This window comes from Anaerolineae bacterium (assembly GCA_013178015.1).
Lineage (GTDB): Bacteria > Chloroflexota > Anaerolineae > DRVO01 > DRVO01 > Ch71.
Window position 1 is genome coordinate 103,495 of the sequence record JABLXR010000018.1, and the last position, 16,369, is coordinate 119,863.

Genomic DNA, 16,369 nt, shown 5'->3' on the forward strand with positions numbered 1-16,369 from the left:
CCGTCTGCCGCTTCAGGCCCCTGGAGGCGATGCCCTCGGTGAAAGCGCTTGGTTGGAGGCCCGGCCGAGTGCCAGGCCAGCGGGCCGGTGGCCACGCTGAACGCACGGCCGCAGATGGCAAGCCAGCTTGGCTAGGAGCGACCGGCAGGCGGCCGCTTGCCGCCAGTGCGTGCTCGCAGCCACTCCACAGCACCAGGCGTTTTCCGCCAGAGGTTGAGGCTATCCGCCGCGTAGAGCACGGCCTCACTCTCCTCCCCTGGGGTGTACCCGGCCGGCAAGTGCGGGGGGATCCGTTTCCTGCCCGTAAGATACGCGGGGACATGCGGGTTCATCCGCAGCGCCGCCCTAAGCAGCCTGTCAGCCTTCGGGCTGGGGCCACGGCGGAAGGCAAGCAAGGCAGCGCCATAGCTCCACTCGGCACTCCAGTCGTCCGTGTACTGGTTCAGGAGGGCCTGGGCTTCGTCGTCCCGGCCCAGGTTGAGGAGCAAGGGCAGCAGCAGATACCGGATGCCCTGATTGTCGCCTGGGTTCAGGCGAAGCAGCTCGCGGTAGTTGGCGATCGCCTCATCGCTGCGGCCAAGATACTCCTGCACGCCGGCCAGACCGGCCAGGGCCCGCATGAACGGCCGTGTCTCGAGGATTCCCCAGAAGTGGCCCAAGTTCTCGGGATCGCGGAAGAAGGCCTCGCCGAGAGCGCGCCGGCCGGCTGCTACTCCCGCCTCGTACATGGCCATCGCCTCGTCGGCGGTTTCGGCTGTGTTCTCGGCTAGGATGACATAGGCGTCGGCGCAGTCGGGCGAGAGTTCCAGGGCCTGGCGTGCCAGGGCGACCCTACGCTCCGGGTCTTGCTCCTCCCAGGCCCGGTAGATCAGTTCCTGTGCCTTCGCCACGGCCTCACCGATCAAGCTTCCCGCTCCCAGATCGGCCACTGCCTGGGCGAGATGTCCCTCGATAGCGCGACGGTCGAAGGCCAAGGCTCCGGTACCCTCCTGTTCGTCCGGGTCCGATCGGAGCGGGCGCCGAATCTGACTGAAGTCGGCAGCGGGGTAGGAGAGGCGGACAGTGACGTCCCCAGCACTCGTGGGTACGGCGATCTCGGCCACCGAGGGGCCCAGCTCGGCGGGAGCGCCGGTCGCAAGATACTCCGCGACGAAGGCGGGAATGGCGAGCAGCGCCGCCTCGTACCAGCGCAGCATGGCCGCATCAGGACGGGCGACCGAACGCCGCCGGAAGACCATAGGTGTAGGGTAGAGGCCTGGCTCGGGCAGTTCCCAGCCGTAGCGATCGACAGCGTCAAGATCGCTGAAGGAGACGTAGGGCGGCTCATTGAAAAACAGGACGTGCCGACCCCCCGATGAGGGGGCGCTCATGGGCGCGCGGAGGAAGCGCTCGAGCTCCTCATGGTCGCGAAAGAGGGAGAGGCCATACTCCTGGCCGGCCTGGCCCATCACGATGACGAGCCATTGCTTCCTGCCCGGAAGTACCTGGACGCTGAGCACGTCCTCGTTGCCGAGTCGGACCCAGGGCTGGGCCCGGTAGAAGGCAGCCGCGGCGCGGAAGAACCCGGCCGCCTGCTCCGGTGTGATGTCGCCCTTGTCGAGTAGGCCGCGCAGCTCGGGCTCGGAGGTGGCTGTAAGCACGCTCTGCAGCTCTTCCAGGGCTTCTTCTGCCTCTGGGGGCAGGGCCAGGTAGCGTGCCTTCACCCCGGCAGGTGCCAGCAGAGGGGCCATGGCCTGAGCCAAGGCTTCCTCTTCGAAGGCAACCACACCGGGACGGTGAGGCTGGAGGCCGGGCACTGGCAGCGGGCGGCGCATAGCGCCGAACAGCATCTGCTGCAGCTCCTCCGGCGACGGCGCAGCCGTCAGAATCTGAGTGGCGATGATGAGACCAAAGCCAAGCTGGACCGTGAGGAGCACGAAGGGGCGGAAGAGCTCGTCGCCGCCTTCCTCGACAGCTACCCAGGTGTTCACTGGGCGTATGACCGAGTACCAGGTGTCGGCCATGATGGGAAGGGACCGTGGTGGCTTCGCTTTGGGTGCCATCTATGCCCTCGCGGGGAGTGGTGTCTCCGCAGTCAGCATACACGAAGCGCGAGAAGCGGTCCATGCGCCCGAAGATGGGCCGCGAGTCAGCTCTTGGGCTGAAATCAGACGAGCAGTTGAGAGCACAGATGCAGGGTGCCTGAGGGACGGTCAGGCGCCCCCGATGCCAAAGCTACAGGTCCTCAAGTTCACCGGCGGTCTGGGCTCCGGACATGGAGCAGTGCGGCCAGAGCAAGCCCTCCGCGAACCCGTACGTGACGGACCTCTCCGGTTCGGTGGCCACACCGCCGAACAGCAAGCGGGTGTCGCTCTCTACCCCTTCACCCCGCTCACCACCACGCCCTGGATGAAGTAGCGCTGGGCCATGAAGAAGAGGGCCAGCACGGGCATCATCACGATGAGCGAGGCTGCCATGAGCAGGTGCCAGCGCTGCACCCCGTAGCCGCCGTAGCCCTGGATGATGCGCAGGCCCAGGCTGAGGGTGTAGTTGTGGGTGCTGTTGAGGTAGATCAGGGGGCCCATGAAGTCATTCCAGTGGCCCAGGAAGGAGAAGATGCCGGCGGTGATAAGGACGGGGCGGGACATGGGAATGATGATGCGGCTGTAGATGCCGGCGGTGCTACAGCCATCTATCTTGGCGGCGTCGTCCATTTCCAGGGGGATGGTCATCATGAACTGGCGGAAGAGGAAGACGGTGAAGGCACCACCGCCGAAGAAAGCCGGGACGGTCAGCGGTAACAGGGTGTCCACCCAGCCCAGCTGCTTGAACAGGATGAATACCGGTATAAGCGTAACCTGGCTGGGAAGCATCATGGTGGCCAGCACCACTATGAAAAGGACGTCTCGGCCCCACCAGCGCAGGCGGGCGAAGCTGTAGGCCACCATGCTGGCGGACAGCAACTGCCCGAACATGGACACGAAAGTTATGATGACGGTGTTCTTGAAGAAGGTGCCAAAAGGCGCATAGGGCAGGGTGACGGCGTCGTAGTAGTTGCGCCAAACGAACGGATCGGGGATCCACTCTGGCGGGAACTTGAGCACATCGCCGGGCTCCTTCAGCGATGTAGAAACCATCCACACGAAGGGGATCATGAGAAAGCAGGCTCCGATCAGGAGCAGGGCATAGGTGACTGCACGGGAGATGCTTGTGCGCAGTCTCTTGCTCGCGAACACCGAAGCGGTCATCAGCCGTCGCCCCCTGCCTAGCCGCGGCGTAACTCACCCTCATAGTACACCCAGGCGGAGGATGACCGGATGACTAGGAGGGTGAGGAAGAGGATGTAGAAGAACAGCACCCAGGCCAACGCGGCGGCATATCCCATCTTCAACCACTGGAAGGCGTTGTTATAGAGGTGCAGCATGTAGAAGTAGGTCGCCTCGCGCGGGCCGCCGCCCGTCATGATGAAAGCCTGGGTGAAAGTCTGCAGGGCGCCGATGATGCCCATCACCAGGTTGAAGAAGATCACCGGCGAGACCATAGGTACCGTGACCGTCCAGAACCGGCGCCAGGCGCCTGCGCCGTCTATCTCTGCCGCTTCGTAGAGGTGGGTGGGCACGCTCTGCAGCCCGGCCAGGTTGATGATCATCCCGCCGCCTACCCCCCACATGCTCATGATGATAAGGGCCGGCAGAGCCCAGCCCGGGTCGAGCAGCCAGCGCGGTCCTTTGACGCCCACAAGTGATAGAAGCCAGTTAGCCAGCCCGAAGTCGGTGTTGAAGATCCACTGCCAGAGCAGGGCCACCGCCACGCCCGAGACCACGGCGGGCAGGTAGTAGACGGTGCGCCAGACTGCCACGCCCTTGATGGGCTGGTTGAGCAGGATGGCTAGGAAGAATCCCAAAGTAAGGTTGAGCGGTATGGCTACGACGGCATAGATCGTGGTGACCTTGAGGGCCTGGAAGATGGACTTGTCGCCGCTGATCATGGTGCGGTAGTTCTCCAGCCCGACCCACTTCGGTGGACTGATCACGGGAAAGTCGGTGAAGCTGAAGTACACCGACGCCAGCATCGGGCCCAGGGTGAAGATGAGGAATCCCAACACCCAAGGCGCGGCCCACAGCCAGCCGGTCAAGTTCTCCTTGGCGCGGGCGCTCAGTAGCCCGCGGGCAGCCCCTACCCTACCGGCGGCAACCGCTTGGCTCATATCTCTCCCCCAGGTCTAGTGCACTCCGGGCTCCATGGCGCATCTAGAGGCTCCGGTCCCCGTGCCGTCCTCGGGGACCGGAGCCCCAGATATCCCTCAGCGGGACAGGGGCGCTAGCTGAACAGTTCGTTGACCGCGGCCGCCATGGACGTTAGGCCCTCCTCTACGCCCACACGTCCCTCAAAGATCTCCGTCTGCCACTCGCCTGTGGGCTTCATCATCTCGCCCCAAGTGACCGTCTTGTGGGTGGGCAGCGGGGTGGTCCACTGCTGCACCTTGAAGGCCGCCTGCCGGTTCGACGGGCCGAGCGCGGGATCGTAGTACAGCTCGGCAGAGTCATTGCGAATGGGGGCGAGCACGTTGGCTTTGGCCAAGATGTCTTGCGATTCCTTGGTCAGATAGTGGGTCATCAAGGCCCAGGTCTGCTCTCTGGCCTTGCTGTCCTTGTTGATGACCAAGCCGACCACGTTGGTTGTGCCACCATTCCCGCCCGTCGTGGGCGACTTGGGGAGAATGGCGATGTTATAGGTGAAGTCGGTGAGTTGCTCGTTAAGGGTCTTCATCACCCAGCTTCCACCTGGCAGTGTGGCCAGTTTGCCGGTCATGAACATGGAGCGGGTGCCTTCGGCCTGTAGGGCCTCAGGACTAGGCGAGACCTTGTCCACCAGGCGCATGTCGGTGAGGAACTGCCACGCCTCGACCGATGCCGGCTCGTCAATGATGCACTTGGTGGAGTCGGAGTTGAGGAAATCGCCTCCGTTGCCACGCACGAAGTTGAGCCAACCGGTCTCGATCCCTTCAGTGCTCTGGCCGCCCCACATGGTCACGGTGTCGCCGTCACGCTGGGTGAGGGCGTTGGCGTACTCGCGCCATTGGTTCCAGTCGAAGTCGTCTTCGATTTCCGCGATGGGAGTGAGGCCCTGCTCCTTGATGTAGTCCTCGTTGTAGTAGAGGACGACGGTGGTATACATGTAGGGCAGACCGTAGTTCTTGCCCTCAAACTTGTAGAAATCAATGGCGGCCTGCCAGGAGTTGGCCAGATTGTCCTGCATTTCGGGGTCGGCCGCGACCATCGGGTCCAGATCCACCAGAATCCCCTTGCTGGCCCACGACCAGTAGTTCACGTTGTTCATGAAGTACATATCCGGACCGGCACCACCCGCCAGTGCGGTCTGCAGCTTGGTCCAGTAGTCGGCAGGAGCCTCGTTGACCACCTTGATGCCAGGGTTGGCCTCGCTGAAACTGGCGGCCATCTGGTTGAGCGACTCGATCGGATCCGGCCACCAGACCCACACCGCCAGCTCGGCCGGTGCCAGGCCGGCCGAAGGCGGCGCGGCCTCCCCCTCACTTACGGTAGTTGGCTGGGCCGCCGGTCCTGCCGGGGCAGGGGTAGCGCCACAGGCTGCCAGTGCGCCCGCGCCCAGCCCTCCCAGAGCCACGGCGCCGGCGCCTCTCAGAAACGTGCGACGACTCACTGAAGCACCCATCGCTTTCCTCCCTCTCTCTGACTGAAGAGCAGTCCGCTGCAGGCGCGCCTGTGGGAGTGGCTGCCCGCCGCTCCCGCGGCGCATGGCGATAGAGCCGAAGTCCGGCGGGCTAGAACCTGCCGGCGGCATAGGCCTCCTCGTACATGGCTACGATCCGCTCCGGCGGGGTAATGGGCTGGATGTTGTGGCAGGGACCCAGGATGAATCCACCTCCTTCCCCTAGGATGCGGATGTTGTCCCGCACTTCCTGTCGTACTTCCTCCTCGCTGCCGAAGGCGAGGGTGTACTGGTTGTCCATGGCTCCGTGGAAGGCGATCCGATCGCCGAAATCGCGCTTCAGTCCCTCCCGCTCCATGCCCTGGCAACGCCATTGCACCGGATCGAGGACATCCATGCCCAGTTCGATAAGCTCGGGGATGATGGCACGGACGGCGCCGTCGCTGTGGGTCATCACGTATGCGCCCGCTTCGTGCGCCAGGTCCATCATGCGCCTCATGTGGGGGAAGAAGAACTCCCGTATCTGAGCCGGGGAGAAGAGCAGGCTCTCCTGGGTGCCCATGTCCTCGGCCACGGTGGTGATGAGCACCCTACCCGGGATCTGCTCGTAGATGCGCTGGGTGTTGATGTAGCAGAGGTCGTAGAGCTTGCCCAGGCAGTAGTGCACTATGTCCGGGCTCTCTATCAGGTCCACGTAGGCCTGCTGCTGGCCGCGCAGGTGGCAATAGGTAAGGAAGGGCTCGGAGCCGCCACCGGAGATGGGCTGGTCTTCCAGCCCCTCGATCTGCTTCGCCACCTCGGAGTAGTCCCACCAGTCGGGGTCGGGCCAGGTGTAGTTGGCCTCTATCTCCGCCAGAGTCCGGTACTGGGCCAAGGGGCCGTAGGTGCACTCCCGGTACTTGCCGGTGCCATAGTCCACGTCGGTGTAGCGGCAGCCGAATACGTCGCCGTCGGGCGGGATGGGCGGGCCGACGTAGCGGGGCCCGGCGCCCACCATCTTGTCTATGTGCAGCCGGCGGTACATCTCCTCCAGCTCACAGCCCAGGTACGCCAGCAGGGAGTGGGTGAACTCGGAGGTGGCGCGGTAATCCAGCGGGATGCGGTCTGGCTTCTGGCGGGTGAGTACAGCCAGCCAGCGTTCCCGCGGAGTCATCGAGTCGCGAGGCATCGCACCTCCTGCCGGCGATCGGGTAGTGACACATGCGTGGCTAGCACCATTATAGCCGGTTGAGCTGGCCATGGGGGGCGGACTGGAGTGCCTTGTGAGTGACTCGGGGGTGACATATCATACCTTCGCGGGAACCCGGAGCGACGGAGGGAGGGGCCAGCCATGGCGCAAGGGCCGGTCATAGGGCGGGAGGAAGTCCGAGAGGCGCTGGACCTCCTCTACGACAACCCCAGGCTGGCGAAATGCGCTCTGGTGGAGCTCTTTCCCGACATCGCCGAACTGGAGAACCTCAACGACCGGGCCCTGCGCTTGCGGGCGGTGCTGCTGGAGGCGGTGGAGACATTGCGCCCCGTGCGGGCCGCTCCCTTCGGCTCGCGCGAGGGGCGAGCGTGCGACGTTCTGACCCTGCGCTACGTGGAGCGCATGAGCATCGCGGACATGATGCAGGAGCTCTCGGTGGGACGGCGGCAGGTGTTCCGAGACCTGAGCCAGGCGGAGGAGAGGCTGGCGGAGGTGTTGACCACCTGGGCCGCGGCGGGGGAGCCCCTGGATGAACCGGCGCCTGAAGCGGACACCCTCTCGGGAGAGCTCGCCACTCTGGCGGCCCAACCCATGGAGGTGGGCCTGGGAGACGTGCTTCAGGAGGCGGTGGAGATGGTGGACGCCCTGGCCCGGCGGCGGGGAACGGGGCTCAGGTACACCGGCGCCGCGGGGGAAGTGGTGGTGGCGGACCGGGCTCTGCTCAAGCAGTTGCTGGTCCAGCTTCTCAGCCTGGCGGTGCAGTCCTCCAGCGCGGTAGACGTGGGGCTGGCTACGGGCGACGTGGGCTCGGCCGCCGTGGTCAAGATCCGCTTCTCGCCCGGGGGCGAGGAGCAGGCGGCCGGGATCGCCGAAGCGCAGCGGATCGCCGCCCACCAGGGCATCGCAGTGCAGTTCAGCCCTCGGGTGCAGGCGGATGGAGGCACCGCGGCGGGAGAGATCGCGGTGCGGCTACGCCGGCGGGAGCCACTGACCCTGCTGGTGATCGAGGACAACCCGGGCGCAGTGGAGCTGTACCGCCGCTACTTGAGTGGTAGCTCGTGGCAGGTGCGGCATCTGGCTGACCCTCGGCTGGCCTTTGAGGTAGTGCGGCGGGACCGCCCCCACGTGGTGGTGCTGGACATAATGATGCCACGGGCGGACGGATGGTCGGTGCTCCAGGCCCTGCGCCAGAGGCCGGAGACGCGGGAGGTACCGGTGCTGCTGTGCTCGGTGGTGGAGGACCGCGAGCTGAGCGCGGTCCTTGGCGCCACCGTGTGTCTCAAGAAGCCGGTATCTCAGGGAGACTTCGTTGCAGCACTGCATCGGTGTCTGACGGGAGCTCGCCGCGGGCATTCTCCAGCACCCCGGCGATGAGTTGCAGCACTAGGCGTTGGCCGTTGGGCCGGCGGGTGCGCAGGGAGAATGTGGTCCCCCGAGCGGCCAGGTCGTCCTCTCCTGGGCTGGCCGCGGTCACCGCCACCACCGGCACGTGCCGCAGGTCGGCATCCTGGCGCAGGCGCTCCAAGGCCTCGAAGCCATTGAGTTCGGGCATCACCAGGTCCATCAGCACCAGGTCGGGCCGCTGGCGGCGGGCCCGGCGGAGGGCGTCGGCACCGCTGTAGGCCGGTACGACCTCGATGCCCGGCCGGCCCGACGCTTGCAGGGTGCGGGTGACCAGCTGTACGAAGCTCCGGTCGTCGTCGGCCACCAAGACCGAGGCCGGGCGGTCTCGCTCCAGGAAGCGGTCCAGTACCTCCAGCAGAGACTCGGCAGACACGGGCTTTCCCAGCATGCCGTCGAAACGATCGTGGCCCGATAGCCATCGGATGCTGGGAAGGACGCAGTGGATAAGCGGCACCCCAGCAAGCGCCGTTTCGGCGGGCAGCGGATCGATGCTGTCAGGGGCCACGTTGACGATGGCGGCGATGGGTCGTACGTCGACGACCTGCCGGGCGGCCTCGTTGCAGGAGTCTACCCGTACGAACTCATAGCCACCCAACTGACGCTCCAAGTAGGCGGCGGCCACGCCGTCATCGTCCACCACTAGCACTCGGGGACGGGAGGACGGGCGAGGGAGGGCGCCGGAGCTTCGTACGACTGAGCGGGCGGTGGTCTTGTCCATCAGGGGGAGGGCGAAGTAGAAGGTGCTACCCTTGCCTTCCTCGCTGCGCACCCACATCCGGCCCCCGTGCAGGTGGACGAAGCGCCTAGCGATGGCCAGACCCAGTCCCTTGCCGGGATCTTCACCCTCCTTGGGGCGCCCGACCTGCAGGAACTCATCGAATATGCCTTCTAGCTGGTCGGGCGCGATGCCCCGCCCGGTGTCGGCGACAGAGATGACTACCTCGTTGCCCTCGACTACCGCGGACACGGTGACAGAGCCGGCGTCGGTGAACCGGATGGCGTTGGTGATCAGATTGAAGAGGACCTGCCGAACGCGTACCGGATCAACATTCAGGTCGGGCAGCGGCTGGGCCAGGTCCTGCCTGAGGAGGATTCCTTTCTGCTGAGCCACGCTGGACAGGGTATCGAGCACCTCGCTGATGAGACTGACGGGGTTCACCTGCTCGCGCCGGATGGGCATGGCCAGGGCGTCCACGCGGGCCATGTCCACTATGTCGTTCACCAAGTCGGAGAGGTAGGCAGCGTTGCGCTGCACCTGCACCAGGTCGCGCATGAGGGCTTCGGGCCAGCCATCGAAGCCGTAGAGCTGAGGGTTGCGGTAGATGAGCTGGGCGAACCCCAAGATAACGTTGAGGGGTGTGCGGAGCTCGTGACTGAGGTTGGTGGCGAAGCGGGTCTTTAGGTCGCGCCACTCCTCTGCCTCTCGCCTGGCCACGGCGGTCTGGTAGTGGCTCTCCTCGAGGAGACGGTAAGCCAGGTCCAGCGCCTTCACCGCCTGGTTGAGCTCTCCCTGCCGTTCGCGCGCTTGCGCCACTAGGTCGTGGGCCAACCGGCTGCGTTCCCAGTGAAGCCGCAGCAAGCCGACATACTCCCCCACGCCGGCGTAGGTGACGCCCGCCACAGCCAGCAGACATACCACCAGGGGGACGGCGGCCTGTGCCAAAGGCGGGACCGCCAGCAAGAGGGGCAGGAGCACAATGGCGGACGCCGGGGCAGCCCAGGGACCGTAGAGGAGTCCGGCGGCAACGACGGGCAGGACCAAGAGGAAGGACCAGGACGGCTGACCGCCCAGAGCTCCCCAGACGGCGGCTGCCGTGGGGACGGCGAGCAGCAGGAGGCCAGATAGACGAGCCAGACGGGAGGAGAGCGCCAGGCTGGCGCCAAGCAGGGAGGTCAGCCCTACCGACAGAGCGAAGAGAAGCCAGTCGGTGTTGTGGCGGACCAGCACCAGCCACAGCAGCACCAGGGCCAGCCCGGCCGTCCGCTGGAGGGCACTCAGCGTTCTCTCGTAACGCTCGGCATCCACACCCATGGCGGCACTCCTGGAGGGATGGGCCCATTATACCCGAGCCACGCAGGGTAGGTGCCTTCCGGTGGTGGAGGCTTGCCAACCGGATGGGAGCGGCCCACAATGGGCCTGAGAGGAAGCAAGCCTCTTCAGCCTGTGGCCCACCCGGAGAGCAGCAGATGCAAGCCATCCCCAAGACCATGAAGGCCGTCGTACTGCAGGAGCCCCATCGCCTGACGGTGGAGCAGATACCGGTGCCGGAGATCCTTCCCCATGAGATCCTGCTCAAAGTGGGGGCCTGTGCCATGTGCGGATCGGATCTCGAGGCCTACTGGGGCATCCACCCCAGCGTGAAGACGTACCCGGTGGTGCTGGGCCACGAGTTCGCTGGCACGGTGGCGGCGGTGGGATCGAAGGTGAGACGCTACAAGGTGGGCGACCGCATTTGCCACACCGGGGGCAGGGTGTGCGGCGTGTGCGAGGCCTGCGTGCGGGGCGATCACCGGCTGTGTCCTGAGCGCAAGGGGGCTGGCTTCGCCACCAACGGTGCCTATGCCGAGTACGTGGCTCTGCTGGGAGACGACTTCTACAGCGCCCCTCTGCCCGACAGCCTGAGCATGGCCCAGGGGGCGCTGGCGCAGCCGTTCGGCATCGGCTATCACGCCGCTACTGCCAAAGCTAGAGCCCGGGCTGGGGAGACTATCGTGGTGCAGGGGTGTGGCCCCATCGGCCTCTCGGCCATGATGGCGGCCAAGCTCAGCGGGGCTACGCTCATCTCCACAGATAAGCTGGACTACCGACTGGCCCTGGCCAGACGGTTGGGGGCAGACTACACCATCAACGTGACCGAACAGGACGCCGTGGGCTTCACCCGCCAACTGACCGGGGGAAGGGGTGTAGACACAGTGATCGAGTGCGTGGGCGGCGACCAGGATGAGACTCTGCCCCAGGCCTGCGAGATGCTGCGCAAGGAAGGCCGGCTGGTGGTGGTGGGCTCCTTTGCGCGGGATGCGGCCACCATCCGGATCATCACTTTCAAGTTTGGCCAGATGGAGATGTTTGGTTCTCAGGGCTTCCCCGAGGGCTATGGCCCTCTGCTGGATCTGATCTCCAGCGGCCGGATTGACGTGCTCCCCATGATGACCCACCAGGTGGGGCTGGATCAGGTCCCGGAAGCGATGAAGATGCTGGAGGAGAAGCGCGACAACGTGGTCAAGGTGGTCATTGAGCCCTGAGCCTGAGGGCCGGCGATGGAGCGACACAGGGGGACACACTCTTCGGTTGCCCTACCTCTTACCCTTGACGGTTCGTCAGCTGCCTGTGATAATGGTTCCAGATTGGAATCGGAATGGAGTTGTACGTGCGCACGATCACGGTGAAGAACGTACCCGGCGAGTTGTACGAGCGTCTGAAGCAGTCTGCCGAAGCCAACCGCCGAAGCATCAACAGCGAGGTCATCGTGTGTATTGAGCGCGCCCTTCGCAGCCGCCAGGTGGACACTGAGGCGGTCCTGGCCAGAGCGCGGAGGCTGCGCCAAGAGACGAGCGGACACCCAATTAGCGATAATGAGTTCGCGGAGGCGAAAGCGACTGGCCGCCCATGATAGTTGTAGACACGAACGTCATTGGTTATCTGTACCTCACAAGCGAACGGTCGGTGCAGGCAGAGCAAGCTTTTCTCAAGGATCAGCGATGGGCCGCGCCGCTGCTCTGGCGCAGCGAGTTCCGCAACGTACTGGCGATCTGCTTGCGCAGGAAGGTCCTGACTCTGGAGACGGCGCGGCAGATCATGAATGAAGCTATGGACCTGATGTCAGGTCGGGAGTATGAGGTCGTGTCGTCACACGTGCTGCACCTGGTGGCCCAGAGTACATGCTCTGCGTATGACTGTGAGTTTGTGGCTTTGGCTCAGGATCTGGGCGTGCCTCTGGTGACCGTTGACAGGCAAGTCCTAGCCCAGTTCCCCGATATTGCCCTGGAACTGGGCAGTTACGCTGCAGGTAAGGGCCGATGATGGCAGCCAGTGGCTGCTCCAGCGACCACGGCAGTGTGTGCTGGCCTGAAAGAAGCACTGAGTTTTGCCGTGAGACAAGGAGGGCCGACTGGTGGTGGTGGGCTCCTTTGCGCGGGACGCGGCCACCATCCGGATCATCACTTTCAAGTTTGGCCAGATGGAGATGTTTGGTTCTCAGGGCTTCCCCGAGGGCTACGGCCCTCTGCTGGATCTGATCTCCAGCGGCCGGATTGACGTGCTCCCCATGATGACCCATCAGGTGGGGCTGGATCAGGTCCCGGAGGCGATGAAGATGCTGGAGGAGAAGCGAGACAACGTGGTCAAGGTGGTCATTGAGCCGTAGAACTCGTGTCCAGCGCAGGGGGGCGGGGCGACCTTCCGCTCGAGCAGCCGCCCCGGCCGGCAAGGAAGCCGTGGGGCGCAAGGTGGCCATGGTGTTGCTGGGCGTCACGGTAGCGGTGGTGTTCGCCTATGCCGCCACTAGCCTGGGGGTCCTCCGCTGGGCGGCGCTGGCCACGGCCCTGGGAACCGTGGCCGCCGCGGTGTACTACTTCATCGAGCGAGGGCGCCGGTCGTTGGAGCTGGAAGCTGCCTTCCGGCAAGCCACTGAGCACCTAGGGCAGGATGAGAAGCCTCGCCAGGTGCAGGTGAGCGGGCCTGGGCTGCCCAAGGACGAAGTGGGGCCGGCCCGAATGGTAGCCGAAGGTGACCGCTGGTTCCTGGAGGTGGGCCAGGAGCGGATCGAGTACGAGCTCGACGACCCGGGGGCGCTGACGGCCTGGCCTGACCACCGGTTGGCCGATTTCGCCGCCCAGCTGGCCCGGCGCCGGCGGCTGACGCTGCGCTGCTGTGGCACTTGTGCCCACTTTGGGCACTCCCGGGTCAGCCGGCTAGCCAGCGCCGGTTGGGTGGGCTACTGCACCCTCTCGGGCCAGGGCACTCTGGAACCGGAGAGGGACGCCGTCCACATCTGGCACGTCTGTAGGAGGTGGGAACAGCGTTCTGGCTTCTGATGGGACGGCTGATCGCCGCCGATGAGGAGAGTGCGGGAGCGGCGCAGGCGGGCGCCCGAACGGCAATACTTACGTAAGTTAACTTGACTCCCGATCGGCTCCGGCATAGGCTACGGCCCGTAGTGAACAAGGAGGTGACGGAGGTTTCGATGGACCATGTTGTGCGGCAGCCCTCTACGGAGAGGGCGATCAAGGCAGATGCTCTCAGGGTTGAGATCTTCCCGAGCCGCGAGGCTCTGGGCGAGGCGGCCGCCGGCGATGTGGCGGAGCGCATGCGCCAGTGTATTGCGGAGGAGGGAAAGGTGACGATGGTATTCGCCTCGGCGCCCTCGCAAAACGAGTTCCTGGCCAGCCTGGCGGCGGAGCCGGGGATAGACTGGGGCAAGGTAGTGGCTTTCCACCTGGACGAGTACGTGGGCCTACCAGGTGATGCCCCACAGGGTTTCGGGAACTTCCTGCGTCGGCACCTGTTCGACAAGGTGCAGCCTGGCACCATCTTCTTCATGAATGGCAATGCGCCCGACCCGGAGGCGGAGTGCCGGCGGTATGCAGAGCTCTTAGAGGAGTACCCCCTCGACATCGCCTGCATCGGCATCGGCGAGAACGGCCACATCGCCTTCAATGACCCTCACGTCGCCGACTTCGACGACCCGGTGAAGGTGAAGCTGGTTCAGCTAGACGAGCGCAGCCGCATGCAGCAGGTACACGATGGCTGCTTCGCCAGCCTGGACGACGTGCCCAAGACGGCGATCACCATGACCATACCGGCCATCGTCGCTGCGGCGGCGGTGCACTGTATGGTGCCGGGATCCACCAAGGCTGCTGCCGTCCGCTGCACCGTGCAGGGTCCCATCAGCACCGATTGCCCGGCGAGCATCCTGCGCCGTCACCGAGACGCTACCCTGTACGTGGACGTGGACTCAGCGGCCGAACTGAAGGGGATAGGTTATAGGTTATAGGGGATAGGGCATAGGGCATCGGTCACAGGCTATCACAGGGTGCAGGGGACTGGTCATAGAGGGCCTGGGGACCACCGGCTATCAGTGTCCACCCTCTGTGCCCTATAACCTATAACCTGTCCCCTATAACCTGCCTTGCGTTGTCCCAGTAGATGCGGCGCAGCTCCTCCTCGGTGAAACCTCCCTCCTCGAACATGCCGATGGTCCAGAAGGGGCTGATGAGGTTCATGTCGCTCCCGAAGACCATTCGGTCTACCCCTACCATGCCGGCGATAGCCCGGGCCTTGCCCCGATCAATGATGCTGGAGCACAAGTCCATGTAGGCATTGGGGTACTCGGCCAGCATGGGGACCACCGTACGCCAGCTGCCCCCGCCGGAATGCGCGATGATGAAGTTCATGTCTACACTGCCTATGACGGAGGCCATCTGGCGAGCGACCTCTGGGCTGAAGGTATGATGGAGCATGGCCAGGCCGTGTCGCTCCGCCGCCTCCAGGATGCGGCGGTACTCGGGCCCGTCGAAGGGGACGCCATGGTAGTCGGAGCGACTCTTGATCCCCACTGCCTGAGGGTGAGAGGCGTACCTCTCGATCTCGCGCACGGATTCTTCGGGGCGAAGCGGGTCTACGTAGATGTAGCCCCGCAGCTGAGGGTAGTGCTCCAGGGCGCGGAAGAGCCTGGCGTTGCCCCGCGTCATCTCATGGAACACCGACTCGGTGTGCGATATGCAGGCGATCTTGATGTTTGCCCGGGGCATGAGGTTGCCGGTTAGGCCCTCGAACGTGGTGTTGCGGATGAGCGACACGTTGTAAGGGCCGCAATGAACGTGAACGTCTATCTTGTCCATCTCCAGGCTCATAGGCCCAGCAGCTCCATAGCGTTGTCGCAGGCGATGCGGCGGCGATCGGACTCGGCTATCTCGGCCTGCTGCAGCAGGAGCAGCGAGGGCAGGACGTCGTCGAAGGGATAGTCGGAGCCGTACACCAGTCGGTGGGCGCCCACGTGGCGGCAGAAAAGCTCGATGCCATCGGGCCCGGTGAGGCGGCCGGCGTCGAAGTAGAGGCGGGGGTAGTCCCGAGCCAGGGCGATCACCTCGGCCTCGAAGGTGTAGCCCAACCCAGTGCAGATGATGGTGGCGCCCGTGTCGTGGGAGAGCCGGGCCAGCCGGTGAGGGTCGTCCAGGGACACGGCGTCGGCGATGCAGGGCAACCCGGCTCGGGCCAGATCGCGCATCATGGCGGCCACGCAGTAGAGATCCAGGCTATAGCCTTCCAGCCGGTTCAGGAAGCGGAAGACGCGGAAACCCTGCTCCCGAAGGGCGGGAATGGCCCCCTCGGAAGCCAGGTAGTTGTAGGGGTGAAGAGTGGCGACGGGGATCAACTCCGGCCGGCTCCGGCACTCCTGCAAGGTCTCCTGGTTGCCGCTGCGCTCGTCGTAGAGGGCGGCGGCGGTGGACAGGGTCAGGGCACGGGCGATGCCGTGACGGCGCAGGTCGGCAACGAGCGCATCCGGCGAGACGTCCAGGCGGAGCTTGGGCCAGCTGCCGAAGAGGGTCTTCACGTCGGTGACGTCAAGGGGCATGGGTGTCCGCCTCAGGGATCGAGGGTGCGACCGAGGCTAGCCATCGCAGGCAGGGCTGTCAAGCCGGGGTGGGGACTGGAGGAGCCGGCCCCGGCTCGGGTCGGCTCCTGTCAGAGATCTTGAGAGCCAACTGCTCTCAACGTCGGCGTGGCGCTCAGCCGCTGGGTAGGCAGGAGGTGGCGCCGCCAGTGGCCCCCCGGCCAGAGGTGGCGAAGGCCGACAGAACCTTCCTCACGTTGTCGGAGCCGCACACCGGGCAGGCTACCGACACGGATCGAGCGGACAGGACGAACTTCTCGAAGTGCCGGCCGCAGTGGCGGCACTCGTATTCGAAAATGGGCATCTAGGCTCCTCCAGGGTTGCAGCCGGGCCGCACATTGACAGCCGCTGCCAAGACTGCTAGCATAATTATACCCCCATAGGGTATGCTCAATTATACCAGGCTTGGGCAGCAATGCAAGGGGGTACGCGGAGAGGGCAGGGCTTTTCAGTGCTCTGACAGGAGCGGCCAGTTATGTTATGCTAGTGGCAA

The 16,369-nt window shown here is 64.9% G+C and carries 16 protein-coding genes; 7 read left to right on the forward strand and 9 right to left on the reverse strand.

Annotated features, from left to right (window positions below; translation table 11 throughout):
• Nucleotides 1-131: 131 nt before the first annotated feature.
• The 5 genes from HPY83_08975 to HPY83_08995 form a co-directional block, all read right to left on the reverse strand.
• Nucleotides 132-2,042: a tetratricopeptide repeat protein gene (locus HPY83_08975; GenBank protein NPV08080.1), complete on the reverse strand. Its 1,911-nt coding sequence runs from the start codon at nucleotides 2,040-2,042 to the stop codon at nucleotides 132-134.
• A 312-nt stretch (nucleotides 2,043-2,354) separates the two neighbouring features.
• Nucleotides 2,355-3,227, reverse strand: a complete 873-nt coding sequence (locus HPY83_08980) for a carbohydrate ABC transporter permease (GenBank protein ID NPV08081.1) — start codon at nucleotides 3,225-3,227, stop codon at nucleotides 2,355-2,357.
• A 17-nt stretch (nucleotides 3,228-3,244) separates the two neighbouring features.
• Nucleotides 3,245-4,186 (reverse strand): sugar ABC transporter permease, encoded by a 942-nt coding sequence (locus HPY83_08985; protein NPV08082.1) that lies wholly within the window; start codon nucleotides 4,184-4,186, stop codon nucleotides 3,245-3,247.
• Between the two features lie 113 nt (nucleotides 4,187-4,299).
• Nucleotides 4,300-5,673, reverse strand: coding sequence for a sugar ABC transporter substrate-binding protein (locus HPY83_08990; protein ID NPV08083.1), 1,374 nt, complete (start codon nucleotides 5,671-5,673; stop codon nucleotides 4,300-4,302).
• Between the two features lie 109 nt (nucleotides 5,674-5,782).
• Nucleotides 5,783-6,838, reverse strand: a complete 1,056-nt coding sequence (locus tag HPY83_08995; protein ID NPV08084.1) for a uroporphyrinogen-III decarboxylase-like protein — start codon at nucleotides 6,836-6,838, stop codon at nucleotides 5,783-5,785.
• Between the two features lie 162 nt (nucleotides 6,839-7,000).
• Here HPY83_08995 and HPY83_09000 point away from each other — a divergent pair, with 162 nt between their 5' ends.
• The gene (locus HPY83_09000; GenBank protein NPV08085.1) at nucleotides 7,001-8,233 is read left to right on the forward strand and encodes a response regulator; all 1,233 of its coding nucleotides are present in this window, start codon (nucleotides 7,001-7,003) and stop codon (nucleotides 8,231-8,233) included.
• Here the strand turns inward: HPY83_09000 and HPY83_09005 are convergent.
• Nucleotides 8,139-10,295 carry a response regulator gene (locus HPY83_09005; GenBank protein NPV08086.1) on the reverse strand — a complete coding sequence of 719 codons (2,157 nt, stop codon included), beginning with the start codon at nucleotides 10,293-10,295 and terminating at the stop codon, nucleotides 8,139-8,141. The genes HPY83_09000 and HPY83_09005 overlap by 95 nt on opposite strands.
• Before the next feature lie 155 nt (nucleotides 10,296-10,450).
• Here HPY83_09005 and HPY83_09010 point away from each other — a divergent pair, with 155 nt between their 5' ends.
• The 6 genes from HPY83_09010 to HPY83_09035 all read left to right on the forward strand — a co-directional run bounded on the left by HPY83_09010 (nucleotide 10,451) and on the right by HPY83_09035 (nucleotide 14,256).
• The gene (locus HPY83_09010; protein NPV08087.1) at nucleotides 10,451-11,506 is read left to right on the forward strand and encodes an alcohol dehydrogenase catalytic domain-containing protein; all 1,056 of its coding nucleotides are present in this window, start codon (nucleotides 10,451-10,453) and stop codon (nucleotides 11,504-11,506) included.
• A gap of 113 nt (nucleotides 11,507-11,619) precedes the next feature.
• The gene (locus HPY83_09015) at nucleotides 11,620-11,874 is read left to right on the forward strand and encodes an Arc family DNA-binding protein (protein ID NPV08088.1); all 255 of its coding nucleotides are present in this window, start codon (nucleotides 11,620-11,622) and stop codon (nucleotides 11,872-11,874) included.
• Nucleotides 11,871-12,284 carry a type II toxin-antitoxin system VapC family toxin gene (locus HPY83_09020; protein ID NPV08089.1) on the forward strand — a complete coding sequence of 138 codons (414 nt, stop codon included), beginning with the start codon at nucleotides 11,871-11,873 and terminating at the stop codon, nucleotides 12,282-12,284. The genes HPY83_09015 and HPY83_09020 overlap by 4 nt, the downstream gene beginning before the upstream one ends.
• Nucleotides 12,285-12,375: 91 nt before the next feature.
• On the forward strand, nucleotides 12,376-12,627 hold the full coding sequence (locus HPY83_09025) for a hypothetical protein (GenBank protein NPV08090.1): 252 nt from the start codon (nucleotides 12,376-12,378) through the stop codon (nucleotides 12,625-12,627).
• A 70-nt stretch (nucleotides 12,628-12,697) separates the two neighbouring features.
• Nucleotides 12,698-13,297, forward strand: a complete 600-nt coding sequence (locus HPY83_09030) for a hypothetical protein (GenBank protein NPV08091.1) — start codon at nucleotides 12,698-12,700, stop codon at nucleotides 13,295-13,297.
• Nucleotides 13,298-13,446: 149 nt separating this feature from the next.
• Nucleotides 13,447-14,256, forward strand: coding sequence for a glucosamine-6-phosphate deaminase (locus HPY83_09035; GenBank protein NPV08092.1), 810 nt, complete (start codon nucleotides 13,447-13,449; stop codon nucleotides 14,254-14,256).
• A gap of 109 nt (nucleotides 14,257-14,365) precedes the next feature.
• Here the strand turns inward: HPY83_09035 and HPY83_09040 are convergent, their stop codons facing one another.
• From HPY83_09040 to HPY83_09050, 3 genes are all read right to left on the reverse strand, one after another.
• Complete coding sequence (locus tag HPY83_09040) at nucleotides 14,366-15,115, reverse strand: amidohydrolase (protein ID NPV08093.1); 750 nt, start codon at nucleotides 15,113-15,115, stop codon at nucleotides 14,366-14,368.
• A complete protein-coding gene (locus tag HPY83_09045) occupies nucleotides 15,112-15,837 on the reverse strand; it encodes an amidohydrolase family protein (protein NPV08094.1) in 726 nt (241 codons plus the stop codon). Before HPY83_09045 ends, HPY83_09040 begins: the two co-directional genes overlap by 4 nt.
• A gap of 154 nt (nucleotides 15,838-15,991) precedes the next feature.
• Nucleotides 15,992-16,180, reverse strand: a complete 189-nt coding sequence (locus HPY83_09050) for a zinc ribbon domain-containing protein (protein ID NPV08095.1) — start codon at nucleotides 16,178-16,180, stop codon at nucleotides 15,992-15,994.
• Between the last annotated feature and the right edge of the window lie 189 nt (nucleotides 16,181-16,369).

Bases quoted from the DNA above. Each gene is read 5' to 3' on its own strand.
- HPY83_08975 (NPV08080.1), bottom strand. From the start codon at position 2,042: ATGGCACCCAAAGCGAAGCCACCACGGTCCCTTCCCATCATGGCCGAC.
- HPY83_08980 (NPV08081.1), bottom strand. From the start codon at position 3,227: ATGACCGCTTCGGTGTTCGCGAGCAAGAGACTGCGCACAAGCATCTCC.
- HPY83_08985 (NPV08082.1), bottom strand. From the start codon at position 4,186: ATGAGCCAAGCGGTTGCCGCCGGTAGGGTAGGGGCTGCCCGCGGGCTA.
- HPY83_08990 (NPV08083.1), bottom strand. From the start codon at position 5,673: ATGGGTGCTTCAGTGAGTCGTCGCACGTTTCTGAGAGGCGCCGGCGCC.
- HPY83_08995 (NPV08084.1), bottom strand. From the start codon at position 6,838: ATGCCTCGCGACTCGATGACTCCGCGGGAACGCTGGCTGGCTGTACTC.
- HPY83_09000 (NPV08085.1), top strand. From the start codon at position 7,001: ATGGCGCAAGGGCCGGTCATAGGGCGGGAGGAAGTCCGAGAGGCGCTG.
- HPY83_09005 (NPV08086.1), bottom strand. From the start codon at position 10,295: ATGGGTGTGGATGCCGAGCGTTACGAGAGAACGCTGAGTGCCCTCCAG.
- HPY83_09010 (NPV08087.1), top strand. From the start codon at position 10,451: ATGCAAGCCATCCCCAAGACCATGAAGGCCGTCGTACTGCAGGAGCCC.
- HPY83_09015 (NPV08088.1), top strand. From the start codon at position 11,620: ATGGAGTTGTACGTGCGCACGATCACGGTGAAGAACGTACCCGGCGAG.
- HPY83_09020 (NPV08089.1), top strand. From the start codon at position 11,871: ATGATAGTTGTAGACACGAACGTCATTGGTTATCTGTACCTCACAAGC.
- HPY83_09035 (NPV08092.1), top strand. From the start codon at position 13,447: ATGGACCATGTTGTGCGGCAGCCCTCTACGGAGAGGGCGATCAAGGCA.
- HPY83_09040 (NPV08093.1), bottom strand. From the start codon at position 15,115: ATGAGCCTGGAGATGGACAAGATAGACGTTCACGTTCATTGCGGCCCT.
- HPY83_09045 (NPV08094.1), bottom strand. From the start codon at position 15,837: ATGCCCCTTGACGTCACCGACGTGAAGACCCTCTTCGGCAGCTGGCCC.
- HPY83_09050 (NPV08095.1), bottom strand. From the start codon at position 16,180: ATGCCCATTTTCGAATACGAGTGCCGCCACTGCGGCCGGCACTTCGAG.